The sequence below is a fragment of the Variovorax sp. TLI9-5A genome, assembly GCF_056867935.1.
Genome location: NZ_CP200310.1, coordinates 4,488,457 through 4,512,310, shown reverse-complemented (window position 1 = coordinate 4,512,310; position 23,854 = coordinate 4,488,457). Strand labels below are relative to the sequence as shown.

22 protein-coding genes are annotated in these 23,854 nt (G+C 66.5%); 18 read left to right on the top strand and 4 right to left on the bottom strand.

Translation table 11 applies throughout. The features are described from left to right. Positions 1-24 precede the first annotated feature (24 nt). The 8 genes from AC1VNX_RS21390 (at position 25) to AC1VNX_RS21355 (ending at position 7,625) form a co-directional block, all read left to right on the top strand. The gene (locus tag AC1VNX_RS21390) at positions 25-678 is read left to right on the top strand and encodes an NADH-quinone oxidoreductase subunit J (RefSeq protein WP_483159190.1); all 654 of its coding nucleotides are present in this window, start codon (positions 25-27) and stop codon (positions 676-678) included. After that, complete coding sequence (gene nuoK, locus AC1VNX_RS21385; protein WP_019653383.1) at positions 675-983, top strand: NADH-quinone oxidoreductase subunit NuoK; 309 nt, start codon at positions 675-677, stop codon at positions 981-983. Before AC1VNX_RS21390 ends, nuoK begins: the two co-directional genes overlap by 4 nt. Positions 984-1,127: 144 nt before the next feature. Beyond that, positions 1,128-3,164, top strand: coding sequence for an NADH-quinone oxidoreductase subunit L (gene nuoL, locus AC1VNX_RS21380; protein ID WP_483159187.1), 2,037 nt, complete (start codon positions 1,128-1,130; stop codon positions 3,162-3,164). 24 nt (positions 3,165-3,188) lie between these two features. After that, positions 3,189-4,667, top strand: a complete 1,479-nt coding sequence (locus AC1VNX_RS21375; RefSeq protein WP_483159185.1) for an NADH-quinone oxidoreductase subunit M — start codon at positions 3,189-3,191, stop codon at positions 4,665-4,667. 24 nt (positions 4,668-4,691) lie between these two features. Continuing rightward, positions 4,692-6,179 carry an NADH-quinone oxidoreductase subunit NuoN gene (gene nuoN, locus AC1VNX_RS21370; RefSeq protein ID WP_483159183.1) on the top strand — a complete coding sequence of 496 codons (1,488 nt, stop codon included), beginning with the start codon at positions 4,692-4,694 and terminating at the stop codon, positions 6,177-6,179. Positions 6,180-6,194: 15 nt separating this feature from the next. Further along, the gene (locus tag AC1VNX_RS21365) at positions 6,195-6,500 is read left to right on the top strand and encodes a DUF2818 family protein (protein ID WP_483159181.1); all 306 of its coding nucleotides are present in this window, start codon (positions 6,195-6,197) and stop codon (positions 6,498-6,500) included. A gap of 40 nt (positions 6,501-6,540) precedes the next feature. Continuing rightward, a complete protein-coding gene (locus AC1VNX_RS21360; protein WP_483159180.1) occupies positions 6,541-7,155 on the top strand; it encodes an NUDIX domain-containing protein in 615 nt (204 codons plus the stop codon). An 8-nt stretch (positions 7,156-7,163) separates the two neighbouring features. Beyond that, positions 7,164-7,625, top strand: coding sequence for a DUF1178 family protein (locus AC1VNX_RS21355; RefSeq protein WP_483159178.1), 462 nt, complete (start codon positions 7,164-7,166; stop codon positions 7,623-7,625). Between the two features lie 25 nt (positions 7,626-7,650). Here AC1VNX_RS21355 and AC1VNX_RS21350 read toward each other — a convergent pair whose 3' ends face one another. After that, on the bottom strand, positions 7,651-9,435 hold the full coding sequence (locus AC1VNX_RS21350) for an ABC transporter transmembrane domain-containing protein (RefSeq protein WP_483159176.1): 1,785 nt from the start codon (positions 9,433-9,435) through the stop codon (positions 7,651-7,653). 76 nt (positions 9,436-9,511) lie between these two features. Here AC1VNX_RS21350 and AC1VNX_RS21345 point away from each other — a divergent pair, with 76 nt between their 5' ends. The 4 genes from AC1VNX_RS21345 to AC1VNX_RS21330 are packed head-to-tail and all read left to right on the top strand — an operon-like array spanning position 9,512 to position 14,504. After that, positions 9,512-10,051 carry a MarR family winged helix-turn-helix transcriptional regulator gene (locus AC1VNX_RS21345; protein ID WP_483159174.1) on the top strand — a complete coding sequence of 180 codons (540 nt, stop codon included), beginning with the start codon at positions 9,512-9,514 and terminating at the stop codon, positions 10,049-10,051. Beyond that, on the top strand, positions 10,044-11,519 hold the full coding sequence (locus tag AC1VNX_RS21340) for an efflux transporter outer membrane subunit (protein WP_483159172.1): 1,476 nt from the start codon (positions 10,044-10,046) through the stop codon (positions 11,517-11,519). The genes AC1VNX_RS21345 and AC1VNX_RS21340 overlap by 8 nt, the downstream gene beginning before the upstream one ends. 43 nt (positions 11,520-11,562) lie before the next feature. Continuing rightward, positions 11,563-12,888 (top strand): EmrA/EmrK family multidrug efflux transporter periplasmic adaptor subunit, encoded by a 1,326-nt coding sequence (locus AC1VNX_RS21335; RefSeq protein ID WP_483159170.1) that lies wholly within the window; start codon positions 11,563-11,565, stop codon positions 12,886-12,888. 53 nt (positions 12,889-12,941) lie between these two features. Continuing rightward, positions 12,942-14,504, top strand: coding sequence for a DHA2 family efflux MFS transporter permease subunit (locus AC1VNX_RS21330; protein WP_483159168.1), 1,563 nt, complete (start codon positions 12,942-12,944; stop codon positions 14,502-14,504). 76 nt (positions 14,505-14,580) lie between these two features. Here the strand turns inward: AC1VNX_RS21330 and AC1VNX_RS21325 are convergent, their stop codons facing one another. Next, positions 14,581-15,804, bottom strand: coding sequence for an AGE family epimerase/isomerase (locus AC1VNX_RS21325; RefSeq protein ID WP_483159166.1), 1,224 nt, complete (start codon positions 15,802-15,804; stop codon positions 14,581-14,583). Positions 15,805-16,070: 266 nt separating this feature from the next. Here AC1VNX_RS21325 and AC1VNX_RS21320 point away from each other — a divergent pair, with 266 nt between their 5' ends. The 6 genes from AC1VNX_RS21320 (at position 16,071) to AC1VNX_RS21295 (ending at position 22,088) form a co-directional block, all read left to right on the top strand. Then, complete coding sequence (locus AC1VNX_RS21320; RefSeq protein WP_483159164.1) at positions 16,071-16,841, top strand: ABC transporter ATP-binding protein; 771 nt, start codon at positions 16,071-16,073, stop codon at positions 16,839-16,841. Position 16,842: 1 nt separating this feature from the next. Then, positions 16,843-17,550, top strand: a complete 708-nt coding sequence (locus AC1VNX_RS21315) for an ABC transporter ATP-binding protein (RefSeq protein ID WP_483159162.1) — start codon at positions 16,843-16,845, stop codon at positions 17,548-17,550. Between the two features lie 76 nt (positions 17,551-17,626). After that, positions 17,627-18,823, top strand: a complete 1,197-nt coding sequence (locus AC1VNX_RS21310) for an ABC transporter substrate-binding protein (RefSeq protein WP_483159160.1) — start codon at positions 17,627-17,629, stop codon at positions 18,821-18,823. 60 nt (positions 18,824-18,883) lie between these two features. Next, positions 18,884-20,080 (top strand): ABC transporter substrate-binding protein, encoded by a 1,197-nt coding sequence (locus AC1VNX_RS21305; protein ID WP_483159158.1) that lies wholly within the window; start codon positions 18,884-18,886, stop codon positions 20,078-20,080. Between the two features lie 135 nt (positions 20,081-20,215). Then, entirely contained in the window at positions 20,216-21,091 is an 876-nt protein-coding gene (locus AC1VNX_RS21300) for a branched-chain amino acid ABC transporter permease (protein ID WP_483159156.1), read from the top strand. 10 nt (positions 21,092-21,101) lie between these two features. Continuing rightward, positions 21,102-22,088 (top strand): branched-chain amino acid ABC transporter permease, encoded by a 987-nt coding sequence (locus AC1VNX_RS21295; RefSeq protein WP_483159154.1) that lies wholly within the window; start codon positions 21,102-21,104, stop codon positions 22,086-22,088. A gap of 74 nt (positions 22,089-22,162) precedes the next feature. Here AC1VNX_RS21295 and AC1VNX_RS21290 read toward each other — a convergent pair whose 3' ends face one another. Together AC1VNX_RS21290 and AC1VNX_RS21285 are read right to left on the bottom strand one after the other, a co-directional pair. Then, the gene (locus AC1VNX_RS21290; protein WP_301509136.1) at positions 22,163-22,627 is read right to left on the bottom strand and encodes a hypothetical protein; all 465 of its coding nucleotides are present in this window, start codon (positions 22,625-22,627) and stop codon (positions 22,163-22,165) included. 98 nt (positions 22,628-22,725) lie between these two features. Then, positions 22,726-23,802 (bottom strand): lipocalin-like domain-containing protein, encoded by a 1,077-nt coding sequence (locus tag AC1VNX_RS21285; RefSeq protein WP_483159152.1) that lies wholly within the window; start codon positions 23,800-23,802, stop codon positions 22,726-22,728. Between the last annotated feature and the right edge of the window lie 52 nt (positions 23,803-23,854).

Here is a 23,854-nt window from a genome sequence, read left to right as displayed (position 1 = left end):
AACCCCGTACCAATTCGAATTCCAATGGACGTCAAGACCGGTCTGTTCTATCTGTTTGCCGTGGTGCTGCTGTTTGCAGCGTTCCGCGTCATCACCGCCCGCAACCCCGTGTACGCAGCGCTGTACCTGGTTCTGGCCTTCTTCCAGGCATCGGCCATCTGGCTGCTGCTGCGCGCCGAGTTCCTCGCGATCTCGCTCGTGCTCGTGTATGTGGGCGCCGTGATGGTGCTGTTCCTGTTCGTGGTGATGATGCTGGACATCAACGTCGACAGCTTGCGGGAGGGCTTCTGGAAGCACTTCCCGCTGGCGGCGGCCGTAGGTGCGCTGATCGCGCTCGAAATGGCGGCAGTGCTCATGGGCGGCTTCCGCCTGGGCGAGGCGCCGCGCGCCGTGGCCGGCGCGGCGGCAGCCAACACTTCCAACACGCTCGAGCTGGGCAAGCTGCTCTACTCCGAATATCTCTACCCGCTGGAAATCGCCGCGGTCATCCTGCTCGTGGCCATCGTGGCCGCCATCGCACTGACGCTGCGCACCCGCAAGGACAGCAAGTACGTCAACCCGGCCGACCAGGTTCGCGTGAAGGCTCGCGACCGTGTGCGCATCGTTCAGATGCCGGCAACACGTGCCGCGGAGCCTGTGGTTGAAGCTGCGGACGCTGCAAAGGAAAACAAGGCATGACGCTCACGCTCGGACACTTTCTTTCGCTCGGCGCGATGCTCTTCGCGCTGTCCGTGATCGGCATCTTCCTGAACCGCAAGAACCTGATCGTGTTGCTGATGGCCATCGAGCTGATGCTGCTGGCGGTCAACATGAACTTCGTGGCCTTCTCGCATTTCCTGGGCGACATGCACGGGCAGATCTTCGTGTTCTTCATCCTGACGGTGGCCGCGGCCGAGTCGGCCATCGGGCTGGCACTGCTGGTGCTGCTGTTCCGCAACAAGTCGAACATCAACGTCGACGAACTCAACTCGTTAAAAGGATGATCCCCCAGTCTTCGCGCACTTCGTGTCGCTTCGCCAACCCCCTTCGGGGGCGCTGCCAGCAGCCCGGCAAAGCCGGTTCTGCGGCAGCTGCTGGGTTGTGCGCGTGTGATGTGCGACCCTGGAGCCATTGAAAAGAACAAACGTATGAGTTCAACCCTTTCCGCATCCACACTGCTGGCCGTTCCGCTGGCACCCCTGGTCGGCGCAGCCCTTGCCGGCGTGTTCGGCACGAAGTTCGGCGGCAATCACATCGGCCGCAAGGTCACGCACTCGCTGACCATCCTCGGCGTGCTGGTCGCCTTCATCATCTCGGCGATGACGCTCAAGAGCGTGATCGCCGACGGCGCCCGCTTCAACCAGACCATCTACGAATGGATGGTGGTCGGCGGCCTGAAGATGGAAGTCGGCTTCATGGTCGACGGCCTCACCGCGATGATGATGTGCGTCGTGACCTTCGTGTCGCTGATGGTCCACATCTACACCATCGGCTACATGGAAGAAGACGACGGCTACAACCGCTTCTTCGCGTACATCTCGCTGTTCACCTTCTCGATGCTGATGCTCGTCATGAGCAACAACATGCTCCAGCTGTTCTTCGGCTGGGAGGCGGTGGGCCTGGTGTCGTACCTGCTGATCGGTTTCTGGTTCAACAAGCCGACCGCGATCTTCGCGAACATGAAGGCGTTCCTGGTCAACCGCGTGGGCGACTTCGGCTTCATCCTCGGCATCGGCCTGATCGCGGCCTACGCCGGCACCCTGAACTACACCGAAGCCTTCGCCAAGGCGGGCACGCTGGCGGGCATCACCTTCCCGGGCACCGAGTGGATGCTCATCACGGTGATCTGCATCTGCCTGTTCATCGGCGCGATGGGCAAGAGCGCCCAGTTCCCGCTGCACGTGTGGCTGCCCGACTCGATGGAAGGCCCGACCCCCATCTCGGCGCTGATCCACGCGGCGACCATGGTGACGGCCGGCATCTTCATGGTGGCGCGCATGTCGCCGTTGTTCGAGCTGAGCGACACGGCCCTGAGCTTCATCCTCGTGATCGGCGCCATCACTGCGCTGTTCATGGGCTTCCTGGGCATCATCCAGAACGACATCAAGCGCGTGGTCGCGTACTCGACGCTCTCGCAGCTCGGCTACATGACGGTGGCGCTCGGTGCCTCGGCCTACTCGGTCGCGGTGTTCCACCTGATGACGCACGCGTTCTTCAAGGCGCTGCTGTTCCTCGGCGCGGGCTCGGTGATCATCGGCATGCACCACAACCAGGACATCCGCTGGATGGGCGGCGTGCGCAAGTACATGCCGATCACCTGGATCACCTCGCTGCTGGGTTCGCTCGCCCTGATCGGCACGCCGTTCTTCTCGGGCTTCTACTCGAAGGACAGCATCATCGAGGCGGTGCACGAAAGCCACCTGTGGGGCGCGAACTTCGCCTACTACGCGGTGCTGGCCGGCGTGTTCATCACGGCCTTCTACTCGTTCCGCATGTACTTCCTGGTCTTCCACGGCAAGGAGCGCTACGACCAGAACCCCGATGCGCACCACGACGACCATGGCCGCGGCCATGACGATCACGGTCACGGCCATGACGACCACAAGCCGCATGAGTCGCCCTGGGTGGTGTGGCTGCCGCTGGTGCTGCTGGCCATTCCGTCGGTGGTGATCGGCTTCATGACGATCGACCCGATGCTGTTCGGCGAGTTCTTCAAGGGCGCGATCGTCGTGGACGGTGCGAAGCACCACGCCATGAAGGAACTGGAAGAAGCCTTCCACGGCCCGGTGGCCATGGCCATCCACGGCCTGCAGGCCGCACCGTTCTGGCTGGCGCTGGCCGGCGTGGTCCTGTCCTGGTACATGTACATGATCAACCCGGCGCTGCCGGCGGCGATCAAGCGCGCCTGCGGCCCGATCTACCGCCTGCTCGAGAACAAGTACTACATGGACTGGTTCAACGAGAACGTGATCGCCCGCGCCACGCGTGCCCTGGGCACCGGCCTGTGGAAGGGCGGCGACCAGGCGCTGATCGACGGCGCCGTGGTCAACGGCTCGTGGAAGGTGGTGGGCCGTATCTCTGGTGTGGTGCGCTGGATGCAGTCGGGCTACATCTACCACTACGCCTTCGCGATGCTGCTCGGCATCTTCATCCTGATGACGTACTTCGTCTGGTTCAAACGCTGAGCCTAGCGCTGGAGAAAAAGAAAAATGGGTTTGTTGAGCCTTGCCATCTGGGTGCCGATCGCATTCGGCGCCGTGCTGCTGGCGTTTGGCCGTGACGAGCACGCCAAGGGCGTGCGCTGGGTCGCGCTCGTCGGTTCCATCGTGAGCTTCCTGGTCACGGTGCCGCTGTTCACGCGTTTCCAGAACGGCACCGCCGCGATGCAGTTCGTCGAGAAGACGGGCTGGATCTCGCGCTTCAACGTCAACTACCACCTCGGGATCGACGGCCTGTCGCTCTGGCTGGTGCTGCTGACGTCGTTCATCACGGTCATCGTCGTGATCTCGGCCTGGGAAGTGATCACCGAGCGCGTGAACCAGTACATGGGCGCGTTCCTGATCTTGTCGGGCTTCATGATCGGCGTGTTCGCCGCGCTCGACGGCGTGCTGTTCTACGTGTTCTTCGAAGCCACGCTGATCCCGATGTACCTGATCATCGGCATCTGGGGCGGCCCGAACAAGATCTACGCGGCATTCAAGTTCTTCCTCTACACCTTGCTCGGCTCGCTGCTGATGCTGGTGGCGCTGATCTACCTGTACAACAAGTCGGGCGGCAGCTTCGACATCCTGTCGTGGCACAAGCTGCCGCTGGGTTCGACTGCGCAGACCTTCCTGTTCTTCGCCTTCTTCGCGGCCTTCGCGGTGAAGGTGCCGATGTGGCCGGTGCACACCTGGCTGCCCGACGTGCACGTCGAGGCTCCCACGGGCGGTTCCGCCGTGCTGGCCGCGATCATGCTGAAGCTGGGTGCCTACGGTTTCCTGCGCTTCTCGATGCCCATCGCTCCCGATGCCTCGCACGAATGGGCCTGGCTCATGATCGCGCTGTCGCTGATCGCCGTGATCTACGTCGGCCTGGTGGCACTGGTGCAGCAGGACATGAAGAAGCTGGTGGCTTACTCGTCGGTGGCCCACATGGGTTTCGTGACGCTCGGCTTCTTCATCTTCAACGAGCTGGGCGTGTCCGGCGGCATCGTGCAGATGATTGCGCACGGCTTCGTGTCGGGCGCCATGTTCCTGGGCATCGGCGTGCTGTACGACCGCGTGCACTCGCGCCAGATCGCCGACTACGGCGGCGTGGTGAACACCATGCCCAAGTTCGCCGCGTTCGCGCTGCTGTTCGCCATGGCCAACTGCGGCCTGCCGGGCACCGCCGGTTTCGTGGGCGAGTGGATGGTGATCCTGGGCGCCGTGAAGGCCAACTTCTGGATCGGCCTTGGTGCCGCGACCGCGCTGATCTTCGGCGCCGCCTATACCCTCTGGATGTACAAGCGCGTGTATCTGGGCCCGGTCGGCAACGACCACGTGAAGGAACTCAGCGACATCAATTCGCGCGAATTCCTGATGCTGGCGCTGCTGGCCATCGCCGTGCTGTGGATGGGCCTGTTCCCGAAGCCGTTCACCGACGCGATGGATGCCTCGGTGACCGAGCTCCTGCGCCACGTGGCAGTTTCGAAGCTGCCTTCCTGATGCCACGCTGAAGAAGAGAACGAGATGATTGACAAACTCAGCTGGGTCACGATCTACCCCGAAATCGTGTTGCTGGTCATGGCCTGCATCATTGCGCTGGTCGACCTGTCGGACACGAGCCCGCGCCGTACCCGCACCTATGTGCTGACGCTCGCCACGCTGGCCGTGGTCGCCGTGCTGTCGGGCCTGCAGGCCGCCGACGCCAAGACCATCTACGGTTTCGGCGGCATGGTCGTCAGCGACTCGATGGGCAACTGGCTCAAGTGCTTCGCCACCGTCGCCCTGATGGTCACGCTGGTCTACGGCCGTCCCTATGCGGCCGACCGCGAGATGCTGCGCGGCGGCGAGATGTTCACCATCAGCATGTTCGCGCTGCTGGGCATGTTCGTGATGATCTCGGGCAGCAACTTCCTGCTGATCTACCTGGGCCTCGAACTGCTCACGCTGTCGAGCTACGCGCTGGTGGCCCTGCGCCGCGACAACGCGGTGGCCAGCGAAGCCGCCATGAAGTACTTCGTGCTCGGCGCCATGGCCAGCGGCTTCCTGCTGTACGGCCTGTCGATGATGTACGGCGCTACCGGCTCGCTGGACGTGAACGACGTGTTCAAGACCATCGCCAGCGGCAAGGTGAACCACCAGGTGCTGGTGTTCGGCCTGGTGTTCATCGTTGCCGGCCTGGCCTTCAAGGTGGGCGCAGCTCCGTTCCACATGTGGGTGCCCGATGTCTACCAGGGCGCTCCGACGGCGATCACGCTGCTGATCGGCGCGGCGCCAGAGCTGGCCGCCTTCGCGATCATCATCCGCCTGCTGGTCGACGCGCTGCAGCCGCTGGCCATCGACTGGCAGCAGATGCTCGCCGTGCTGGCCATCGCCTCGCTGCTGGTCGGCAACCTGGCCGCCATCGCGCAGAGCAACCTGAAGCGCATGCTGGCCTATTCGACGATCTCGCAGATGGGCTTCATGCTCCTCGGCCTGGTCGCGGGCTCGGACCAGCAGGGCACCTACAACGCCCAGTACGCCTACAGCGCCTCGATGTTCTACATCGTGACCTACGTGCTGACCACGCTGGCGAGCTTCGGCATCATCCTGCTGCTGGCGCGCGAAGGCTTCGAGAGCGAGGAGATCACCGACCTCGCCGGCCTGAACCAGCGCAGCCCGCTGTACGCCGGCGTGATGTCGATCGCGATGTTCTCGCTGGCCGGCCTGCCGCCGCTCGTCGGCTTCTACGCGAAGCTGGCCGTGCTGCAGGCGCTGATCGCCTCGGGCCACGCCATCTACATCGGCCTGGCCGTGTTCGCGGTGATGATGTCGCTGATCGGCGCGTTCTACTACCTGCGCGTGGTCAAGGTCATGTACTTCGACGCACCCGTCACGGCCACCACCGTGTCGGCACCGCGCGACGTGCGCACCGTGCTCACGATCAACGGTGCGCTGATCCTGATCCTGGGCATCGTGCCTGGCGGCCTGATGACGCTCTGCTACGACGCTATCGTGGCCACGCTGGCCCACTGACGCGGCCGACCTCGGGTGTCGCAAACCGCGTCGGTCTGGGTCGTTCTGCTGGTGGCCCTCGTGGCCGCCAATCTGCCGTTCTTCAACGACCGCCTGTTCGGCGCGGTGCCTCTGGCGACTGCTCCCAAGTCGCTCGCGGTGCGCCTCGCCGAACTGGTGGTCTTGTACTTTCTGGCCGGCGGCGTCGGGCTGCTGTTCGAGCGCAGGGCAGGGCAGATCGCCGCGCAGGGCTGGGAGTTCTATGCGGTGACCGGCGCGCTGTTCATCGTGCTGGCCTTTCCGGGATTCACCTGGCGCTACCTGACGAAGCACAGGCATTGACACAGGTATTGATACAGGCATCGAGACTGGCAACGACGACATGACCACCAAGCCCACCGACACCGCCGATTCGCACCTGAAGGAAGAGCTCCTGAGCCGCGAGGAGCTGTTCGAGGGCAAGTTCCTGAAGGCCCGGCGCGACACCATCCGCCTGCCCGACGGCCACAGCGCCACGCGCGAATACGTGCTGCATCCGGGCGCGGTGGTGGTGATTCCGCTTCTCGACGACGGTCGCGTGGTGCTGGAGCGGCAGTTCCGCTATCCGGTCGGCCACGTGATGATCGAGTTCCCCGCGGGCAAGCTCGACGCGGGCGAAGACCCGTTCGACTGCGGCCGGCGCGAGCTGATCGAGGAAACCGGCTACACCGCACGCGAATGGGCCTATGCGGGGGCGATGCACCTCGCGGTGGCGTACTCGACCGAGATCATTCACATCTATTTCGCGCGCGGGCTCTCGCTCGGCGAGCGGCAGCTCGACCACGGCGAGTTCCTCGACGTGTTCACCGCGACGCCTGATGAACTGGTCGGCTGGTGCCGCGAAGGCAAGGTCACCGACGCCAAGACGCTGACCTGCACGCTCTGGCTGCAGAACGTCCTTTCGGGCGCATGGGCTCTGGACTGGCAGGCCGCGCCTGCTCAAGGCAGCGCGGGATAATCCGCGCCATGAAGGTTCTCGATCTCCGCTGCACCCATGGCCACGGCTTCGAAGGCTGGTTCGCCTCGAGCGAGGATTTCGAGACCCAGCTGGCATCAGGCCTGGTCGAATGCCCGGTCTGCGGCGACACCGCCATCGTCAAGCTGCTGAGCGCGCCGCGCCTCAACCTGGGCAATGCCAAGGAGCCGAAGGAGGCTGCCGCGCCTGCTCCCGCTGCTGCTGCTTCCAACGTTCCCGCCGATCCCTCGCCCGAAGCCCGCTGGATGCGCGCCGTGCGCGAGGTGCTGGCGAAGACCGAGGACGTCGGCGAGCGCTTTGCCGACGAAGCCCGGAAGATGCACTACGGCGAGACGCCCGAGCGCGGCATCCGCGGGCAGGCCACGCCCGAGCAGGCCGAGGCACTGCTCGACGAGGGCATTCCGGTGATGGCGCTGCCTATCCCGGCAGCGCTGAAAGAAACCCTGCAGTAATAGCTGACTGGGGAGCGCGGCCTGTTCAGGCCGTGAACTGGAGCGCGGCCAGCCGCGCATACACGCCGCCCTGCGCAACCAGCGCCGCGTGGGTTCCCTGTTCGACGATCCCGCCATGGTCCAGCACCACGATGCGGTCGGCTTTCTGCACCGTTGCCAGTCGGTGCGCGATCACCAGCGTGGTCCGGTTCTCCATCGCCGACTCGAGCGCTGCCTGCACCATGCGCTCGCTTTCCGCGTCGAGCGCGCTGGTGGCTTCGTCGAGCAGCAGCAGCGGCGGGTTCTTGAGGATCGCGCGCGCGATCGCGATGCGCTGGCGCTGTCCGCCTGAAAGCCGCACGCCGCGCTCGCCGAGGAAGGTGTCGTAGCCCTCGGGCAGCGCCTGCAGGAAGTCGTGGGCGAAGGCGGCGCGGGCTGCGGCCTGCACTTCCTCGGCCGTCGCCTCGGGGTTGCCGTAGCGGATGTTCTCGAGCGCGCTGGCCGAGAAGATCACCGCGTCCTGCGGCACGAGGCCGATGCGGGTGCGCAGCTCGGGCAGGGCCAGCGAGGCCAGCGGCGCGCCGTCGAGCAGCACCCGGCCCGTTTGCGGGTCGTAGTAGCGCAGCAGCAGCTGGAACACGGTGCTCTTGCCGGCGCCGCTGGATCCCACCAACGCCACGGTTTCGCCGGGTGCCACATCGAGGTTGAAGTCGCGCAATGCCGGCGTGCCGGGGCGGGAAGGGTAGTGGAAGGTGACCGCATCGAGCTTGATCGCGCTGCCCGCGACGGGTACCGGTGCGGCCACCGGGTTGGAGGGGGACACGATGGCCGCGGGCGCATGCAGAAGCTCCATCAGCCGCTCCGTCGCGCCGGCTGCGCGCAGCAGGTCGCCGTACACCTCGCCGAGCACGGCGGTCGCGCTGGCGAGGATGGCCACGTAGACGACGGTCTGGCCCAGGTGGCCGGCGGTGATATCGCCGCGCAGCACCGCCTGCGTGCCTTGGTAGAGGCCCCAGAGCAGGGCAGCCGAGGTCGCGATGATGATGAAGGCCACGAGCACCGAGCGGGCGCGGGTACGGCGCACGGCGGTGCGGAAGGCGTTCTCGGTCGAGCCGCTGAATCGCGCGGCCTCGCGGCCCTCGGCCGTGTAGCTCTGAACCACCGGAATGGCGTTCAGCACCTCGGCGGCGATGGCGCTCGAATCGGCCACGCGGTCCTGGCTGGCGCGCGACAGCTTGCGCACGCGGCGGCCGAACAGCATGCTGGGCAGCACTACCAGCACGAGGATGCCCAGCACCTGCACCATCACGTAGGGGTTGGTCCAGATCAGCACCGCCAGGGCGCCCACGCCCATCACCGCATTGCGCAGGCCCATGCTCAGCGAGGAGCCGACGACCGTCTGCACCAGCGTGGTGTCGGCCGTCAGGCGCGACAGCACCTCGCCGGTCTGCGTGGTCTCGAAGAAGGCGGGGCTCTGCTTGAGCACGTGGGCGTAGACGGCGTTGCGGATGTCGGCCGTCACGCGCTCGCCCAGCCAGCTCACCGTATAGAAGCGCGCCGCCGAGAACACGCCCAGCGCCACGGCCACGGCGAAGAGGGCGCCGAAATGCTCGCGCAGCGCCATGGTCTGGGCGCCCTTGTCGGAGCTGATCAGGCCGTTGTCAATCAGGCTGCGCAGGGCGATAGGAAAAGCCAGCGTGGTGACCGCCGCCATCACCAGGAAGAGCCCGGCCAGCACGATCTGCACGCGGTACGGGCGAAGAAAAGGGCTCAGGCCCGAGAGCGATCGGGGCGAGCCCTTGGCCGTGGAAGACGATGGGGTGGAAGCCATGCGCGGATTCTACCGATCCCTTGCCTCTACAAAGGTAGCCTTGACAATAATTGCCGAGGCAACTAATATTTCGCCCATGAGCGATGCCAACACCCCTCAAAGCCCGCCGGTTTCCGCCGGCGAGGAGCGTCGTGCGCCCGTCGCCTTCTACAGCCCGGAAACCTATCGCGCCGAGGAAAGCATCGGCTACCTCATGCGCCGCATCGTCACTGCGGTCGGCCAGTCGGTCGAAACCCGCATGTGCGAACCGGGCAGCCCCACCTATCCGCAGTGGGTGCCCCTCTACAAGCTGCACGTCGGCGCGGCCACCACGGTGGCCGAACTGGCCCGTGCCTGCGAGCTCGACACCGGCGCCATGACGCGCCTGCTCGACCGCCTCGAGGCCAAGGGCCTGTGCCGCCGGGTGCGCTCGCTCGAAGACCGCCGCGTGGTCAATATCGAGCTCACCGACGAAGGCCGCGCATCCGCCAAGGAAGTGCCGCACGTGCTCAGCAGGGTGCAGAACGAGCACCTCGCAGGTTTCACCACCGAGGAATGGGAGCAGCTCAAAGGCTATCTGCGCCGCATCCTCGACAACGCCCAGGCCCTCGCGGCCCGTGGAGATAAAAATGACTGACTCCCTCGCCGTGCGCGCCATGCGTCGCACTCCCGTCGTCGCCGCCGCGCTGCTGGTGGTCGCGCTTGCCGGCTGCGCCGACATGTCCGGCATCGGCTCGCAGGCCAAGCTGCGCGACGCCACCTCGCTGGGCATCGCGCCCGACAGCGCCGCCGTGCCGGTGTCCCGCCTCGATGGCCAGTGGTGGCTCGCCTTCGGTGATTCGCAACTCAATTCGCTCATCGACCAGGCCGTGGCCGGCAACCCCAACCTGCAGGTCGCGCAGGCCCGCCTCGCGCGCGCGCAGGCTTCGGCCGACATCGCCGGCGCCGCGCTCAAGCCGCAGGTGAAGGCCGATCTCGACCTGAACCGCCAGAAGTTCAACAGCAACTACATATACCCGGCGCCGCTGGGCGGCTCCACCCAGAACATCGGCCTGCTGCAGCTGGGCGCGAGCTGGGAGCTCGACTTCTTCGGCAAGAACCGCACAGCGCTCGACACCGCCATCGGCGCCGCCAATGCCGCCGCCGCTGACGCCGACGCAGCCCGCGTGCTGCTCGCGAGCAACGTGGCCCGCAGTTACTTCCAGTGGGCCCGCCTGAACGACCAGCTCACCGTTGCCAAGCGGACGCTGGCGCAGCGCGACGAAACCCTGAAGCTGGTGCGCGACCGCGTTTCCGCCGGCCTCGACACCCGCCTCGAACTGCGCCAGAGCGAAGGCGGCCTGCCCGAGGCACGCCAGCAGATCGAAGCGCTCAACGAGCAGATCGCGCTGCAGCAGCACGCGCTCGACGCGCTCGTGGGCCAGCCGAACGTCACCGCCTCGCTCAAGCCGCCGGTGCTCGACGGCGTGAAGCCGATGGCGCTGCAGGCGAACATTCCGGCCGACCTGCTCGGCCGCCGCGCCGACATCGCCGCCGCGCGCTGGCGCGTCGAAGCGGCCACCAGCGACGTGGCCAACGCCAAGACACTCTTCTATCCCAACGTGAACCTCACGGCCTTCGTCGGCTTCCAGAGCCTGGGCTTCGGCAAGCTGCTGAAGTCGGGCAGCGAGCAGTGGGGCGTGGGCCCTGCCATCAGCCTGCCGATCTTCGAGGGCGGCAAGCTGCGCGCCAACCTGCGCGGCAAGTCGGCCGACCTCGACGCCGCCGTCGAGAGCTACAACGCCACCGTGATCGACGCGGTGCGCGACGCGGCAGATCAGGTCACGAGCGCCCAGTCGATCACGCGCCAGCAGGCCGAGCAGCGCGCCGCGCAGACCGCGGCCGAAGGCGCCTACGACATCGCCGTGCAGCGCTACCGCGCGGGCCTCGGCAACTACCTCAACGTGCTGACGGCCGAAACGGCAGTGCTGGCTCAGCGCCGCCTCGCGGTCGACCTCGCGGCCCGCGCGCTCGACACCCAGGTGGGCCTGGCGCGCGCGCTCGGCGGCGGCTGGCAGTCCCCGGCCACCGCCACGGCATCGGCTCCCTCGGCCCCGCTGAACTGATCCGGCCCGGCTTGACCTCTTCGTCTTCGGAAAGAACTTCATCATGAGCGACAACAACACTCCGACGCCCGCTGCAGCAGCAGCTTCCGCAGCCCCCGAGGCGCCCGCCGGCAACGGCAAGCGCCGCCGCGCACTCACCGCGCTCGCCGCGGTGGTCATCGTCGCCGGCGGCGGCTGGGGCCTCTACGAATGGCTGGTCGCCAGCCACTACGAGGACACCGACAACGCCTACGTCTCGGGCAACGTCATCCAGATCACGCCGCAGATCGGCGGCACCGTGATGGCCATCAACGCCGACGACACCGACTTCGTGAAGGCCGGCCAGCCGCTGGTGCAGCTCGACCCGGCCGACGCCAAGGTTGCGCTCGAGCAGGCCGAGGCCGCGCTTGCGCAGGCGGTGCGCCAGGTGCGCACGCTGTATGCCAACAACGGCTCGCTGGCCGCGCAGGTCACGCTGCGCCAGGCCGACATCGTCAAGGCGCAGAGCGACATCGCCAAGGCCCAGGACGACCTGCAGCGCCGCCGCGCGCTGTCGGGCAACGGCGCCGTGTCGAAGGAAGAACTCAACCACGCCGAGACGCAGCTCGACACGGCCAAGAGCCAGCTCGCCGCCGCGCAGGCCGGCGTCGTCGCCGCGAAGGAAGCGCTGGTCAGCAACCAGTCGCTGACCGAAGGCACCAGCGTGGCCCAGCACCCGAGCGTGCTGGCTGCTGCCGCCAAGGTGCGCGAGGCTTACCTCGCAACGCAGCGCGTGGCCATGCCGGCGCCGGTCGACGGCTACGTCGCCAAGCGCACCGTGCAGCTCGGCCAGCGCGTTGCTGCCGGCACGCCGATGATGTCGATCGTGCCGCTCAACCAGCTGTGGGTCGACGCCAACTTCAAGGAAGTGCAGCTGCGCAACATCCGCATCGACCAGCCCGTGAAGCTCACCGCCGACGTGTACGGCAAGAAGGTCGAGTACACCGGCAAGGTTGCCGGCCTGGGCGTGGGCACCGGCAGCGCCTTCGCGCTGCTGCCCGCGCAGAACGCCACCGGCAACTGGATCAAGGTGGTGCAGCGCGTGCCCGTGCGCATCGCGCTCGACCCCGAGCAGCTCAAGGCCAACCCGCTGCGCATCGGCCTGTCGATGGACGCCGAGGTCGACATCTCGCAGAAGAGCGGCAAGATGCTCGCCGACGCGCCGCGCGCCACCGCGCTGGCGCAGACGGCCGTGTACAGCCAGCTCGACCGCGGCGCCGACGCCGAAGTGGAGCGCATCGTCGCCGCCAACATCGGCGGCAAGGGCGGCGCGACGGCTGCGGCACCCGCCAAGGCGCCTGCCGCGCCTGCCGGCAACACCTCCGTAGCAGCGCAGGGCCAGCCGGGCTGATCGCGCGAGCGCTCGTCCGGACCTTTCTTCAGTCCAGGTAAACAGCCCGCCCCATGGCTACCGCTGCTCCTGCATACGTTACGCATCCGCCGCTCGAGGGCGCAGCCCGCGTCTGGGGCACGGTTGCGCTTTCTGCGGCAACCTTCATGAACGTGCTCGACTCGTCGATCGCGAACGTGTCGCTGCCCGCCATCTCGGGCGACCTGGGCGTGAGCACCACGCAAGGCACCTGGGTCATCACCAGCTTCGCGGTGGCCAATGCCATCGCGGTGCCGCTCACGGGCTTCATGACGCAGCGCTTCGGACAGGTGCGCCTGTTCATGGCCAGCGTGATCCTCTTCATGATCAGCTCGCTGCTGTGCGGCCTCGCGCCGAACATGACGACGCTGATCGCCTTCCGCGCGCTGCAGGGCTTCGTCGCGGGGCCGATGATCCCGCTGTCGCAGGCGCTGCTGCTGTCGAGCTATCCGCGCGCCAAGGCGGGCCTGGCGATGGCCATGTGGTCGATGACCACGCTGGTCGCGCCGGTGATGGGGCCGCTGCTCGGCGGCTGGATCACCGACAACATCTCGTGGCCGTGGATCTTCTACATCAACATCCCGGTGGGCATCGTCGCGGCCGCCATCACCTGGGCGCTGTACCACAAGCGCGAGAGCGCCACGCACAAGGTGCCCATCGACGCCATCGGCCTCGCGTTGCTGGTGCTGTGGGTGGGCTCGCTGCAGCTCATGCTCGACAAGGGCAAGGAACTCGACTGGTTCCACTCGGCGCAGATCGTCACGCTGGCGGTGGTGTCCGTGGTCGGCTTCGCGTTCTTCCTCGTCTGGGAGCTGACCGACAAGCACCCGGTGGTCGACCTGTCGCTCTTCAAGCGCCGCAACTTCTGGTCGGGCGCCGTGGCGACGGCAGTGGCCTACGGCCTGTTCTTCGGCAACGTGGTGCTGCTGCCGCTGTGGCTGCAGCAGTGGATGGGCTACACCGCCACGCAGGCGGGGATGATCATGGCGCCCGTGGGGCTGCTGGCCATCTTCTTCTCGCCGGTGGTGGGCCTCACGGTGGCCAAGATCGACCCGCGCCGCTACGCGACCTTCTCGTTCCTGGTGTTCGCGCTGGTGCTGTGGATGCGGTCGAACTTCAACACGCAGGCCGACTTCGTCACCATCATCATCCCGACGGTGATCCAGGGCATCGCGATGGCGTTCTTCTTCATCCCGCTCGTGACCATCACGCTGTCGGGCCTCACGCCAGACCGCATCCCGGCCGCATCGGGGCTGTCGAACTTCCTGCGGATCACTGCGGGTGCGATGGGCACGTCGATCACCACCACGCTGTGGGACAACCGTGCCACGCTGCACCATACGCAACTGGCCGAGACGATCAACCAGGGCAACAACGCAGCCACGAGCGCGATGTCCGGGCTCAACGCCAGCGGCTTCAGCACCGACCAGGTGCTGGGGCAGATCAACCGCATCGTCGACCAGCAGGCCTACATGCTGGCCACGAACGACATCTTCTATGCGTCGGCGATCCTGTTCCTGCTGCTGATTCCGCTGGTGTGGCTGGCAAGGCCGCAGAAGGGCGGCGCCGGTGGCGACGCTGCCGCAGGCGCGCACTGACCGAGTCCGACTCCCTCGCAACCCCCAGCCTCCGCAAGGAGCCTGGGGGTTTCCATTTCTGCTGCGCCTGTCGCTTCTACTTGCCCAGTGCCCTGAGCACGTCGTAGCAGGCGCCCATCGTGTGATAGTCGGTCTTGCCTGCAGGGCTCTTCTCGTCGCTGATCTTCCCGTTCGCCGGCGTGAGGATGCGATACCAGGCGCCGTGCCTGTGGTCGATGAAATGCGCCCAGCTGTAGGCCCAGATGCTGTCGTACCAGTCCCAGTAGCCGGGTTCGCCCGTGCGCACCGCGAGCAGGGCGGCGGCGGCGAAGCTCTCGGCCTGCACCCAGAAGTACTTGTCGCCGTCGCACACCGTGCCATCGGGGCCGAAGCCGTAGACCAGCCCGCCGTTGTCGGCGTCCCAGCCGCGGAACATGGCGGTGTCGAAGAAGTGGCGCGCGCGCGGCACGATCCAGCCGGCCTTGCGGTCTTCGGTGGCGAGGTGGCCTTCGAGCTGCAGCAGCAGCTTGGCCCATTCAGTCAGGTGGCCGGTCTGGAAGCCCCAGGGCTTGAAGATGTCGGTCTTGTTGCCGCGGTTGAAGTCCCAGTCCACCGACCAGTCCTCGCGATAGTGCTCCCACACCAGCCCGTCGGCCAGCGCGGCCAGCCGGCCGGTCACCGACTCGGCCACCGCCAGCGCGCGATCGAGGTAGCGCGCCTCCTGCGTGGCCTCGAAGGCGGCCATCAGCGCCTCGCAAGCGTGCATGTTGGCGTTCTGCCCGCGATAGGCGCCGACGCGCCAGTCCGCCGTGGCCTCGTCGGCATAGAGCTGGTGCGGTGGCTCCCAGAAATGCGCTTCCATCAGCCCCCAGGTGCGATCCAGCCCGGGGTACGCCTCCTCGATGCCGGCCATGAGCGCATGCGCCTGCGCGAGCAGCACGAAGTCCAGGCCGTAGCAGCGGTTGGTGGCGTCCTGCACTGTCGCGCGCTGCTCGTGCCAATCGAGCTGCCATGCATAGCCGCCATCCTGCTGCCTGTGGGCGCGCTCGATGAAGGCCAGCCCATGCCGTGCGGCAGCAAGGTCGGCGGGCTTGCCGAAACGCCGGTACGCCATCGCGTGGTTGAACACGAAGCGCGTGCTGCTCACCAGGTGACGGGTGCGGCGGTCGTACACCGTGCCGTCGTCCTTGAAGAAATGGAAGAAGCCGCCGCTGGGGTCGATGCTGCGGCCCTCGTAGAAGGCCAGCGTGTGCCGGATGTGGTCGGCCAGGAAGTCGGGTGAGCGGAAGTCGGGCATGTGCGGCGATGTCGTTGGTGCCATGGGCGTGATCATGCCCAATCGATGCCGGCGCCGCGAGTGATCGATGCGCAGCGTCATCGCCGGCTCGCGTGCCGCCTTTGTCGTCGAGACGACAGTCGTGCAGCAGGGGCCGGCGGCCCTCTGGAATGGTTGCACTGCAGCATAGGCATTTGCCCCAGTATCCAAGCTGGAAGCACCCACGAACAATCGGTCCGCGCTCGATGGTGGCGCATTGAGACGGACCGCATGACCCACATTCTTTTCACGAACCCGGGCGACCTCGCGAGATGAGCGACGTCATCCTCGAAACACGCCAGCTCACCAAGGAATTCAAGGGGTTCACCGCGGTCAGCAAGGTCAACCTGTCCGTGGTGCGCGGCTCCATCCACGCGCTCATCGGCCCGAACGGCGCGGGCAAGACGACCTGCTTCAACCTGCTGACCAAGTTCCTCGAGCCGACCACCGGCACGATCCTGTTCAACGGACAGGACATCACGCGCGAGCGCCCCGCGCAGATCGCGCGCCGCGGCATCATCCGCTCGTTCCAGATCTCGGCCGTGTTCCCGCACCTCACGCTGCTGGAGAACGTCCGCCTGGGCCTGCAGCGCAGGCTGGGCACCTCCTACCACTTCTGGAAGAGCGAGAAGTCGCTCAAGCCGCTGGATGCCAGGGCCCGCGAACTGCTGGCTGAAGTCGGCCTCGAGGAACTCGCCGACGAACAGACCGTGAACCTGCCCTACGGCCGCAAGCGCGCGCTGGAGATCGCGACCACGCTGGCCATGGAGCCCGAACTCATGCTGCTGGACGAGCCCACGCAGGGCATGGGCCACGAAGACGTGCACCGCGTGGCCGAACTCATCAAGCGCGTGTCGGCCGGCCGCACCATCCTGATGGTCGAGCACAACATGAGCGTGGTCTCGACCATCGCCGACACCATCACCGTGCTGCAGCGCGGCGCCGTGCTGGCCGAAGGCCCGTACGCCGTGGTCTCGAAGAACCCGCAGGTCATGGAGGCCTACATGGGCACCACCGACGGCCAATTGCAGGGAGCTCACTGACATGACGGCCGCACTCGAAATCAAGGGCCTGCAAGCCTGGTACGGCGAATCGCACGTGCTGCACGGCGTCGACATGGTCGTGCAGCCGGGCGAGGTCGTCACGCTGCTGGGCCGCAACGGCGCGGGCCGCACCACCACGCTGCGCGCCATCATGGGCCTGACCGGCGCGCGAAAGGGCAGCATCGAGGTCAACGGCAGGCAGACCATCGGCATGCCCACGCACCGCATCGCGCACCTCGGCATCGGCTATTGCCCGGAAGAGCGCGGCATCTTCGCCAGCCTCTCGTGCGAGGAAAACCTGATGCTGCCGCCCGAGCTCAAGGGCGCGGGGCAGGGCATGTCGGTCGAAGAGATCTACGCCATGTTCCCCAACCTCGCCGAGCGCCGCCACAGCCAGGGCACGCGCCTGTCGGGCGGCGAGCAGCAGATGCTGGCCGTGGCCCGCATCCTGCGCACCGGCGCCAAGCTGCTGCTGCTCGACGAGATTTCCGAAGGCCTCGCGCCGGTCATCGTGCAGGCGCTGGCCCGCATGATCACCACGCTGCGTGCCAAGGGCTACACCATCGTGATGGTGGAGCAGAACTTCCGCTTCGCCGCGCCGCTGGCCGACCGCTTCTACGTGATGGAGCACGGCCGCATCGTCGAGAAGTTCGGCGCCGCCGAGCTCGAAGCCAAGATGCCCGTGCTCACCGAGCTGCTGGGCGTCTGAGACAAAGAACACAGCCGAACCCGTCCACAAGACTCTTTTTCCATCCCACAAAGATTTCTCCAGGAGACAACAAGCCATGAACAAGAAACTCGGCCTCATCGCCACCGCCGTCGGCATCCTCGCAATGAGCACGGGCGCCGTGCAGGCGCAGGAAAAGGTGAAGATCGGCTTCGTCACCGACCTGTCGAGCCTGTACGCCGACCTCGAAGGCAAGGGCGGCGCCACCGCCATCCAGATGGCCATCGACGACTTCGGCGGCAAGGCGCTGGGCCAGCCCATCGAGCTGCTGGTGGCCGACCACCAGAACAAGGCCGACATCGCCGCCTCCAAGGCCCGCGAATGGGTCGACACGGCCGGCGTCACCATGATCTTCGGCGGCACCAACTCCGGCACGGCGCTGGCCACCGCCAAGGTGGCGGAAGAGAAGAAGCGCGTGTACTTGAACAACGGCGCGGGCAGCTCGGTGCTCACCAACGAGCAGTGCAGCCCCTACACCGTGCACTACGCCTACGACACCGTGGCCCTGGCCAAGGGCACCGGCGCGGCGGTGGTCGACCGCGGCGGCAAGAGCTGGTTCTTCCTGACGGCCGACTACGCCTTCGGCCACGCGCTCGAAGCCGACACCACCAAGGTGGTGAAGGAGAAGGGCGGCACCGTGGTGGGCGCCGTGCGCCATCCGCTGAACGCATCCGATTTCTCCTCGTTCCTGCTGCAGGCGCAGAACTCCAAGGCGCAGATCCTGGGCCTGGCCAACGCGGGCGGCGACACCATCAACTCGATCAAGGCCGCCAAGGAATTCGGCATCAACAAGACGATGAAGACCGCCGGCCTGCTGGTCTTCCTGAGCGACATCCACAGCCTGGGCCTGAAGAACACCGAAGGCCTGCTGCACACCACCAGCTGGTACTGGGACCTGAACGACGAGTCGCGCAAGTTCGCCAACCGCTTCTTCGAGAAGACCAAGCGCATGCCCACCGACGTGCAGGCCGCCGACTACTCGGCCACCATGACCTACCTGAAGGCAGTGGCCGCCGCCAAGACCACCGACTCGGACAAGGTGATGGCGCAGCTCAAGAGCATGAAGATCGACGACTTCTACGGCAAGGGCCAGATCCGCGCCGACGGCAGCTTCATCCACGACATGTACCTGGTCGAAGTGAAGTCGCCGGCCGAATCGAAGAAGCCCTGGGACTACCTGAAGGTGCTGAAGACGCTGCCGGGCGACCAGGTCTTCACGACCAAGGCCGAGACCAAGTGCGCGGCCTGGAAGTGAGCGCCTGACTCAGCCGCCTGCCCGAGCTTCTTCCACTGAAGTCATCACGAGGACCACTCCATGAAACGCACGCTCATCGCCTCCGCCTGTCTCGCTGCTACCTGCCTCATGGCCGTCGGCGCCGCGCATGCCCAGGACAAGGTCAAGATAGGCTTCATCACCGACATGTCGAGCCTCTACGCGGACGTGGAGGGCAAGAACGGCGCGCTGGCGATCCAGATGGCCATCGACGACTTCGGCGGCAAGGTCAACGGCATGCCCATCGAGCTGCTGCAGGCCGACCACCAGAACAAGGCCGACATCGCCGCCTCCAAGGCGCGCGAGTGGATCGACACGCAGGGCCTGACGATGCTGTTCGGCGGCACCAGCTCGGGTACCGGCCTGGCCATGGCCAAGGTGGCGCAGGAGAAGAAGCGCGTGTTCATCGTGAACGGCGCGGGCAGCTCGGCGCTCACCAACGAGCAGTGCAGCCCCTACACCGTGCACTACGCCTACGACACCGTGGCGCTGGCCAAGGGCACGGGCAGCGCCGTCATCGCGCGAGGCGACAAGAGCTGGTACTTTCTGACGGCCGACTACGCCTTCGGCCAGGCCCTGGAGGCCGACGCGACCAAGGTCGTGAAGGAGAAGGGCGGCACGGTGCTCGGCAGCGTGAAGCATCCGCTCAACACTTCCGATTTCTCCTCGTTCCTGCTGCAGGCGCAGAACTCCAAGGCGCAAGTGCTGGCGCTCGCGAACGCGGGCGGCGACACGCAGAACGCGATCAAGGCGGCACGCGAGTTCGGCATCTCCAAGACCATGAAGATGGTCGGCCTGCTGGTGTTCGTGACCGACGTGCACAGCCTGGGCCTGAAGAACACCGAAGGCCTGCTGCTGACCACCAGCTGGGACTGGAACCTCGACGACAAGACGCGCGCCTTCGGCAAGCGCTTCTTCGAGAAGACCAAGCGCATGCCCACCGACATCCAGGCGGCCGACTACTCGGCCACCATGACCTACCTGAAGGCCGTGCAGGCCGCCAAGACGGTCGATGCCGACAAGGTGATGGAAACCCTCAAGTCCACCCCCATCGACGACTTCTACGCAAAGGGCAGCATCCGTGCCGACGGCCGCTTCGTGCACGACATGTACCTGGTGCAGGTGAAGTCGCCGGCCGAGTCGAAGCAGCCGTGGGACTACTACAAGGTGGTCCAGAAGCTCAAGGGCGAAGAGGTCTTCACGACCAAAGCTGAGAGCAAGTGCGCGCTATGGAAGTAACCCCCCAGTCTGCGCGCACTGCGTGTCGCTTCGCCAACCCCCCTTTGCAAGGGGGGCGGGCCGGCCGCTTCGGGCGGCCGTGCGCGGCGGCCCCTGCGAAAAAGAAGAAACGGCCAGTGGCGTCCTGAACTTTCTATGAACATTTCCCTTCCCGCGCTTTTGAGCCAGCTCCTCCTGGGGCTGGTCAACGGCTCCTTCTACGCCATCCTGAGCCTCGGGCTGGCGGTGATCTTCGGCCTGCTCAACGTCATCAACTTCGCGCACGGCGCGCTGTTCATGCTCGGCGCCGTCCTGACGTGGATGGCCATGGAGTATTTCGGCATCAACTACTGGGTGATGCTGATCGCCGCACCCGTCGTCATCGGCATCTTCGGCGTGCTCATCGAGCGGCTGCTCCTGCGCTGGATCTACAAGCTCGATCACCTCTACGGCCTGCTGCTCACGCTGGGCCTCACGCTGCTGATCGAGGGCGTGTTCCGCTCCATCTACGGCGTCTCGGGCCTGCCCTACGACGCGCCCGATGCGCTGTCGAGCGCCACCGACCTGGGCTTCATGGTGCTGCCCAACTACCGCGCATGGGTGGTGGTGGCGTCGCTGGTGGTGTGCTTCGCCACCTGGTACGTGATCGAGAAGACCCGCATCGGCGCCTACCTGCGCGCCGGCACCGAGAACCCGCGCCTGGTGGAGGCCTTCGGCGTCAACGTGCCGCTGATGATCACGCTGACCTACGCCTTCGGCGCCGGGCTGGCGGCCTTTGCCGGCGTGCTCGCCGCGCCCGTCATCCAGGTGTCGCCGCTGATGGGGCAGAACCTCATCATCGTGGTGTTCGCCGTGGTCGTGATCGGCGGCATGGGCTCGATCATGGGCGCCATCCTCACCGGCCTCGGGCTCGGCGTGATCGAGGGGCTCACCAAGGTTTTCTATCCGGAGGCATCCTCCACCGTCGTGTTCGTGATCATGGTCATCGTGCTGCTCATCCGTCCGGCCGGCCTGTTCGGCAAAGAAAAATAAGGCGGACGGCATGAACATGAAAAAGATATCCACCGTCGTCTACGCGCTGCTGCTGCTCGCACTGGTCCTGGCACCGTTCTTCGGCGCCTACCCGGTGTTCGTGATGAAGCTGATGTGCTTCGCGCTCTTCGCGGCCGCGTTCAACCTGCTGCTGGGCTTCACCGGGCTCCTGTCCTTCGGGCATGCGGCATTCCTCGGCGGCTCGGCCTACGTGGCGGGCCATGCGATCAAGGTCTGGGGCCTCACGCCCGAGCTGGGGCTGATCGCGGGCACGCTCACCGGCGCCGCCCTCGGCTGGCTCTTCGGCGTGCTGGCGATTCGCCGGCAGGGCATCTACTTCGCGATGATCACGCTGGCGCTCGCGCAGATGATGTTCTTCGTCGCGCTGCAGGCCAAGTTCACCGGCGGCGAGGACGGCCTGCAGGGCGTGCCGCGCGGCAAGCTCTTCGGCGTGATCGACCTGTCGAACGACCTCACCATGTACTACGTGGCGCTGGTCATCGTGGTCGCGGCCTTCCTGCTGATCGTGCGCACCATCCATTCGCCCTTCGGGCAGGTCCTCAAGGGCATCAAGGAGAACGAGCCGCGCGCGCTCTCGCTGGGTTACGACGTGAGCCGTTTCAAGCTGCTGGCCTTCGTGATCTCGGCGGCGCTGTCGGGCCTGGCCGGTTCGCTCAAGACGCTGGTGCTGGGTTTCGCCACGCTGTCGGACGTGCACTGGACCGCCTCGGGCCAGGTCATCCTGATGACGCTGGTGGGCGGCCTCGGCACGCTCTCGGGCCCGCTGGTGGGTTCGGCGGTGGTGGTGCTGCTGGAGAACAAGATCGGCGAACTCGGCAACCTGCTCGCGCGCATCACCACGGTGGACTGGTTCAACACGCTGGGCGAGTCGGTGACCATGGTCACGGGCCTGATCTTCGTGATCTGCGTGCTGGCTTTCCGCAAGGGAATCATGGGCGAGATCATCGCGTTCATCGACCGGCGGCGGGCGAAGTAGCAAGACGACGCCGACAAACAAAAAGGGAGCCTCTTCGGCTCCCTTTTTCGTTCCGGGCTCTGCGGGCCTGCGCCTCAGCAGTTGCCCTTCTTGGCCTGGCCGGGCGGGCAGAAGTCGCCGCGGTCGCGATCGTGGCCGTGCCGGTGATCGCGCTCGTAGCGGTCATGGCGGCGGTCTTCTTCCCACTCGCGTTCGCGGCGCGCTTCACGGCGGGCCTCGCGGCGCCAGTCGCCTTCGGTCCAGCGCCAGCCGCCGCGGTCCTCGATCCAGCGGCCCGGGGCATAGACATAGCCCGCGCGCTCGGGTTGCCAGCCACCCGGGCGCCATCCGTAGGCACGGCCGTCCCAGACCCAGCGGCCCGGCACCCAGACGAAGCCGCCGCGCGGCGGGGGCAGGGGCTCGTAGCGCGGCGGGGGCGGGGCCGTCATCACCAGGCCGGGCACGTTGATGTTGACCGAGACCTGCGCGTTGGCGGCAAGCGGGCTCGCGAGAATGGAGAGCGCGCCGGCCGCGGCCAGCATTGCGATTCGGGTTTTCATGGTGGGGCTCCTCTGCATCGGGATGATTATTTATGGGAAATTTTCCCAACGCGCGTAGGAGGCGTTCGGTTGTCAGCCTCTGTCCGTGGCTACAACAGTTACAGCTTCAACGGAGCCGCGTAGCCGGTCATCTCGAGGTAGCCGCGTCCCAATCGCCGACCCTGTGCATCGAGCAGGTCGCTCACGCCCTCCCAGTACACGCCGCCGGTGGAGCCGCGGCTGTCCAGCTCCTGGTCGTCGAGCAGGGCGCGCACCTCGAAGCTGCCGGCGGGCGTGTGTACGTGCCATCGCGTCGGGTACTTCGCCTGCGTGCGGGGGCTGTCCCAGGTCTTGAGGCTTTCGAAACGCACTTCGTCGTTTTTGAAGATGCGTGCCGTGCCATCGCGCTGCCGGTACGAGCCACCGGCCCATAGCGCGCTGCCGTCGCTGCGCCGCAGGTGGAAGGCGGTGAGGGCGCTGCCGTCGTCGAGGTTCATGCCGATCCAGTCCCAGCCCACGGCCTCGGGATGCATCAGCGCTTCGCTCCATTCGTGGTCCAGCCATGCGGTGCCCGTGATGTCGAAGGCCTGGCCCTTGAGCGTGAGCTTGCCCTGTGCCTTGAGCTGCGGCTCGCTGTAGTAGTAGCTCGCCTGCGACTCCTCGGGCCCTTTGCGCGAAAGCCCTGCCTTGCCTTGCAGCAGCACAGGCTGCGTGGGCGTGAAGCGCAGGTCGAGCGTGAATTCGCCCGCCGGAATGCGCGCCGCATAGATGCCGTTCTCCCGAGCCAGCGACCAGTCGCGGATGCGCACGTCGGTGTCGCTGGTGGAGGCTTCCGCCACGCCGAAGCCCGCGCGCGCGATGCGCTGGTCGTGCAGCAGCACGCGGCCTTCGAGGTCGGTGACGGCCGCATGCGCGAACACCAGGTGCTTCGCGGCGAAGGCTGAGCGCATGCCCAGCGCGGCCTCCACGCGCGAGCGGAAGAAGGTGACCTGGAAGCCGAATTCGCGTCCGGCGGAAGTCTTCGCGTGGCCGGTGACGTACCACCACTCGGTGTGCAGGTCGGGGTGGCTGCCGAAGTCGCGCGGGAACTCGAGGCGGCGCTCGGGCAGCGCCCATGCGGCCAGCGGCCCCGATGCGAGCGCGGCGAGCAGCAGGCTTCGGCGCGAAAGAGGAAAAGGAGAGGGGGCTCGCTGCATGGTTCGCCAGTCTACAAGTCGCGCCTTGTAACGCCCACGAAGCAGGCAAATC

What these genes read in the sequence shown, in the direction of transcription:
- AC1VNX_RS21285 (WP_483159152.1), bottom strand. Translation starts at nt 23,802, where the DNA reads ATGCAGCGAGCCCCCTCTCCTTTTCCTCTTTCGCGCCGAAGCCTGCTG.
- AC1VNX_RS21300 (WP_483159156.1), top strand. Translation starts at nt 20,216, where the DNA reads ATGAACATTTCCCTTCCCGCGCTTTTGAGCCAGCTCCTCCTGGGGCTG.
- AC1VNX_RS21330 (WP_483159168.1), top strand. Translation starts at nt 12,942, where the DNA reads ATGGCTACCGCTGCTCCTGCATACGTTACGCATCCGCCGCTCGAGGGC.
- AC1VNX_RS21305 (WP_483159158.1), top strand. Translation starts at nt 18,884, where the DNA reads ATGAAACGCACGCTCATCGCCTCCGCCTGTCTCGCTGCTACCTGCCTC.
- AC1VNX_RS21290 (WP_301509136.1), bottom strand. Translation starts at nt 22,627, where the DNA reads ATGAAAACCCGAATCGCAATGCTGGCCGCGGCCGGCGCGCTCTCCATT.
- AC1VNX_RS21390 (WP_483159190.1), top strand. Translation starts at nt 25, where the DNA reads ATGGACGTCAAGACCGGTCTGTTCTATCTGTTTGCCGTGGTGCTGCTG.
- AC1VNX_RS21325 (WP_483159166.1), bottom strand. Translation starts at nt 15,804, where the DNA reads ATGGCACCAACGACATCGCCGCACATGCCCGACTTCCGCTCACCCGAC.
- AC1VNX_RS21310 (WP_483159160.1), top strand. Translation starts at nt 17,627, where the DNA reads ATGAACAAGAAACTCGGCCTCATCGCCACCGCCGTCGGCATCCTCGCA.
- AC1VNX_RS21295 (WP_483159154.1), top strand. Translation starts at nt 21,102, where the DNA reads ATGAACATGAAAAAGATATCCACCGTCGTCTACGCGCTGCTGCTGCTC.
- AC1VNX_RS21315 (WP_483159162.1), top strand. Translation starts at nt 16,843, where the DNA reads ATGACGGCCGCACTCGAAATCAAGGGCCTGCAAGCCTGGTACGGCGAA.
- AC1VNX_RS21340 (WP_483159172.1), top strand. Translation starts at nt 10,044, where the DNA reads ATGACTGACTCCCTCGCCGTGCGCGCCATGCGTCGCACTCCCGTCGTC.
- nuoK (WP_019653383.1), top strand. Translation starts at nt 675, where the DNA reads ATGACGCTCACGCTCGGACACTTTCTTTCGCTCGGCGCGATGCTCTTC.
- AC1VNX_RS21335 (WP_483159170.1), top strand. Translation starts at nt 11,563, where the DNA reads ATGAGCGACAACAACACTCCGACGCCCGCTGCAGCAGCAGCTTCCGCA.
- AC1VNX_RS21375 (WP_483159185.1), top strand. Translation starts at nt 3,189, where the DNA reads ATGGGTTTGTTGAGCCTTGCCATCTGGGTGCCGATCGCATTCGGCGCC.
- AC1VNX_RS21360 (WP_483159180.1), top strand. Translation starts at nt 6,541, where the DNA reads ATGACCACCAAGCCCACCGACACCGCCGATTCGCACCTGAAGGAAGAG.
- nuoL (WP_483159187.1), top strand. Translation starts at nt 1,128, where the DNA reads ATGAGTTCAACCCTTTCCGCATCCACACTGCTGGCCGTTCCGCTGGCA.
- AC1VNX_RS21350 (WP_483159176.1), bottom strand. Translation starts at nt 9,435, where the DNA reads ATGGCTTCCACCCCATCGTCTTCCACGGCCAAGGGCTCGCCCCGATCG.
- AC1VNX_RS21355 (WP_483159178.1), top strand. Translation starts at nt 7,164, where the DNA reads ATGAAGGTTCTCGATCTCCGCTGCACCCATGGCCACGGCTTCGAAGGC.
- AC1VNX_RS21320 (WP_483159164.1), top strand. Translation starts at nt 16,071, where the DNA reads ATGAGCGACGTCATCCTCGAAACACGCCAGCTCACCAAGGAATTCAAG.
- AC1VNX_RS21345 (WP_483159174.1), top strand. Translation starts at nt 9,512, where the DNA reads ATGAGCGATGCCAACACCCCTCAAAGCCCGCCGGTTTCCGCCGGCGAG.
- nuoN (WP_483159183.1), top strand. Translation starts at nt 4,692, where the DNA reads ATGATTGACAAACTCAGCTGGGTCACGATCTACCCCGAAATCGTGTTG.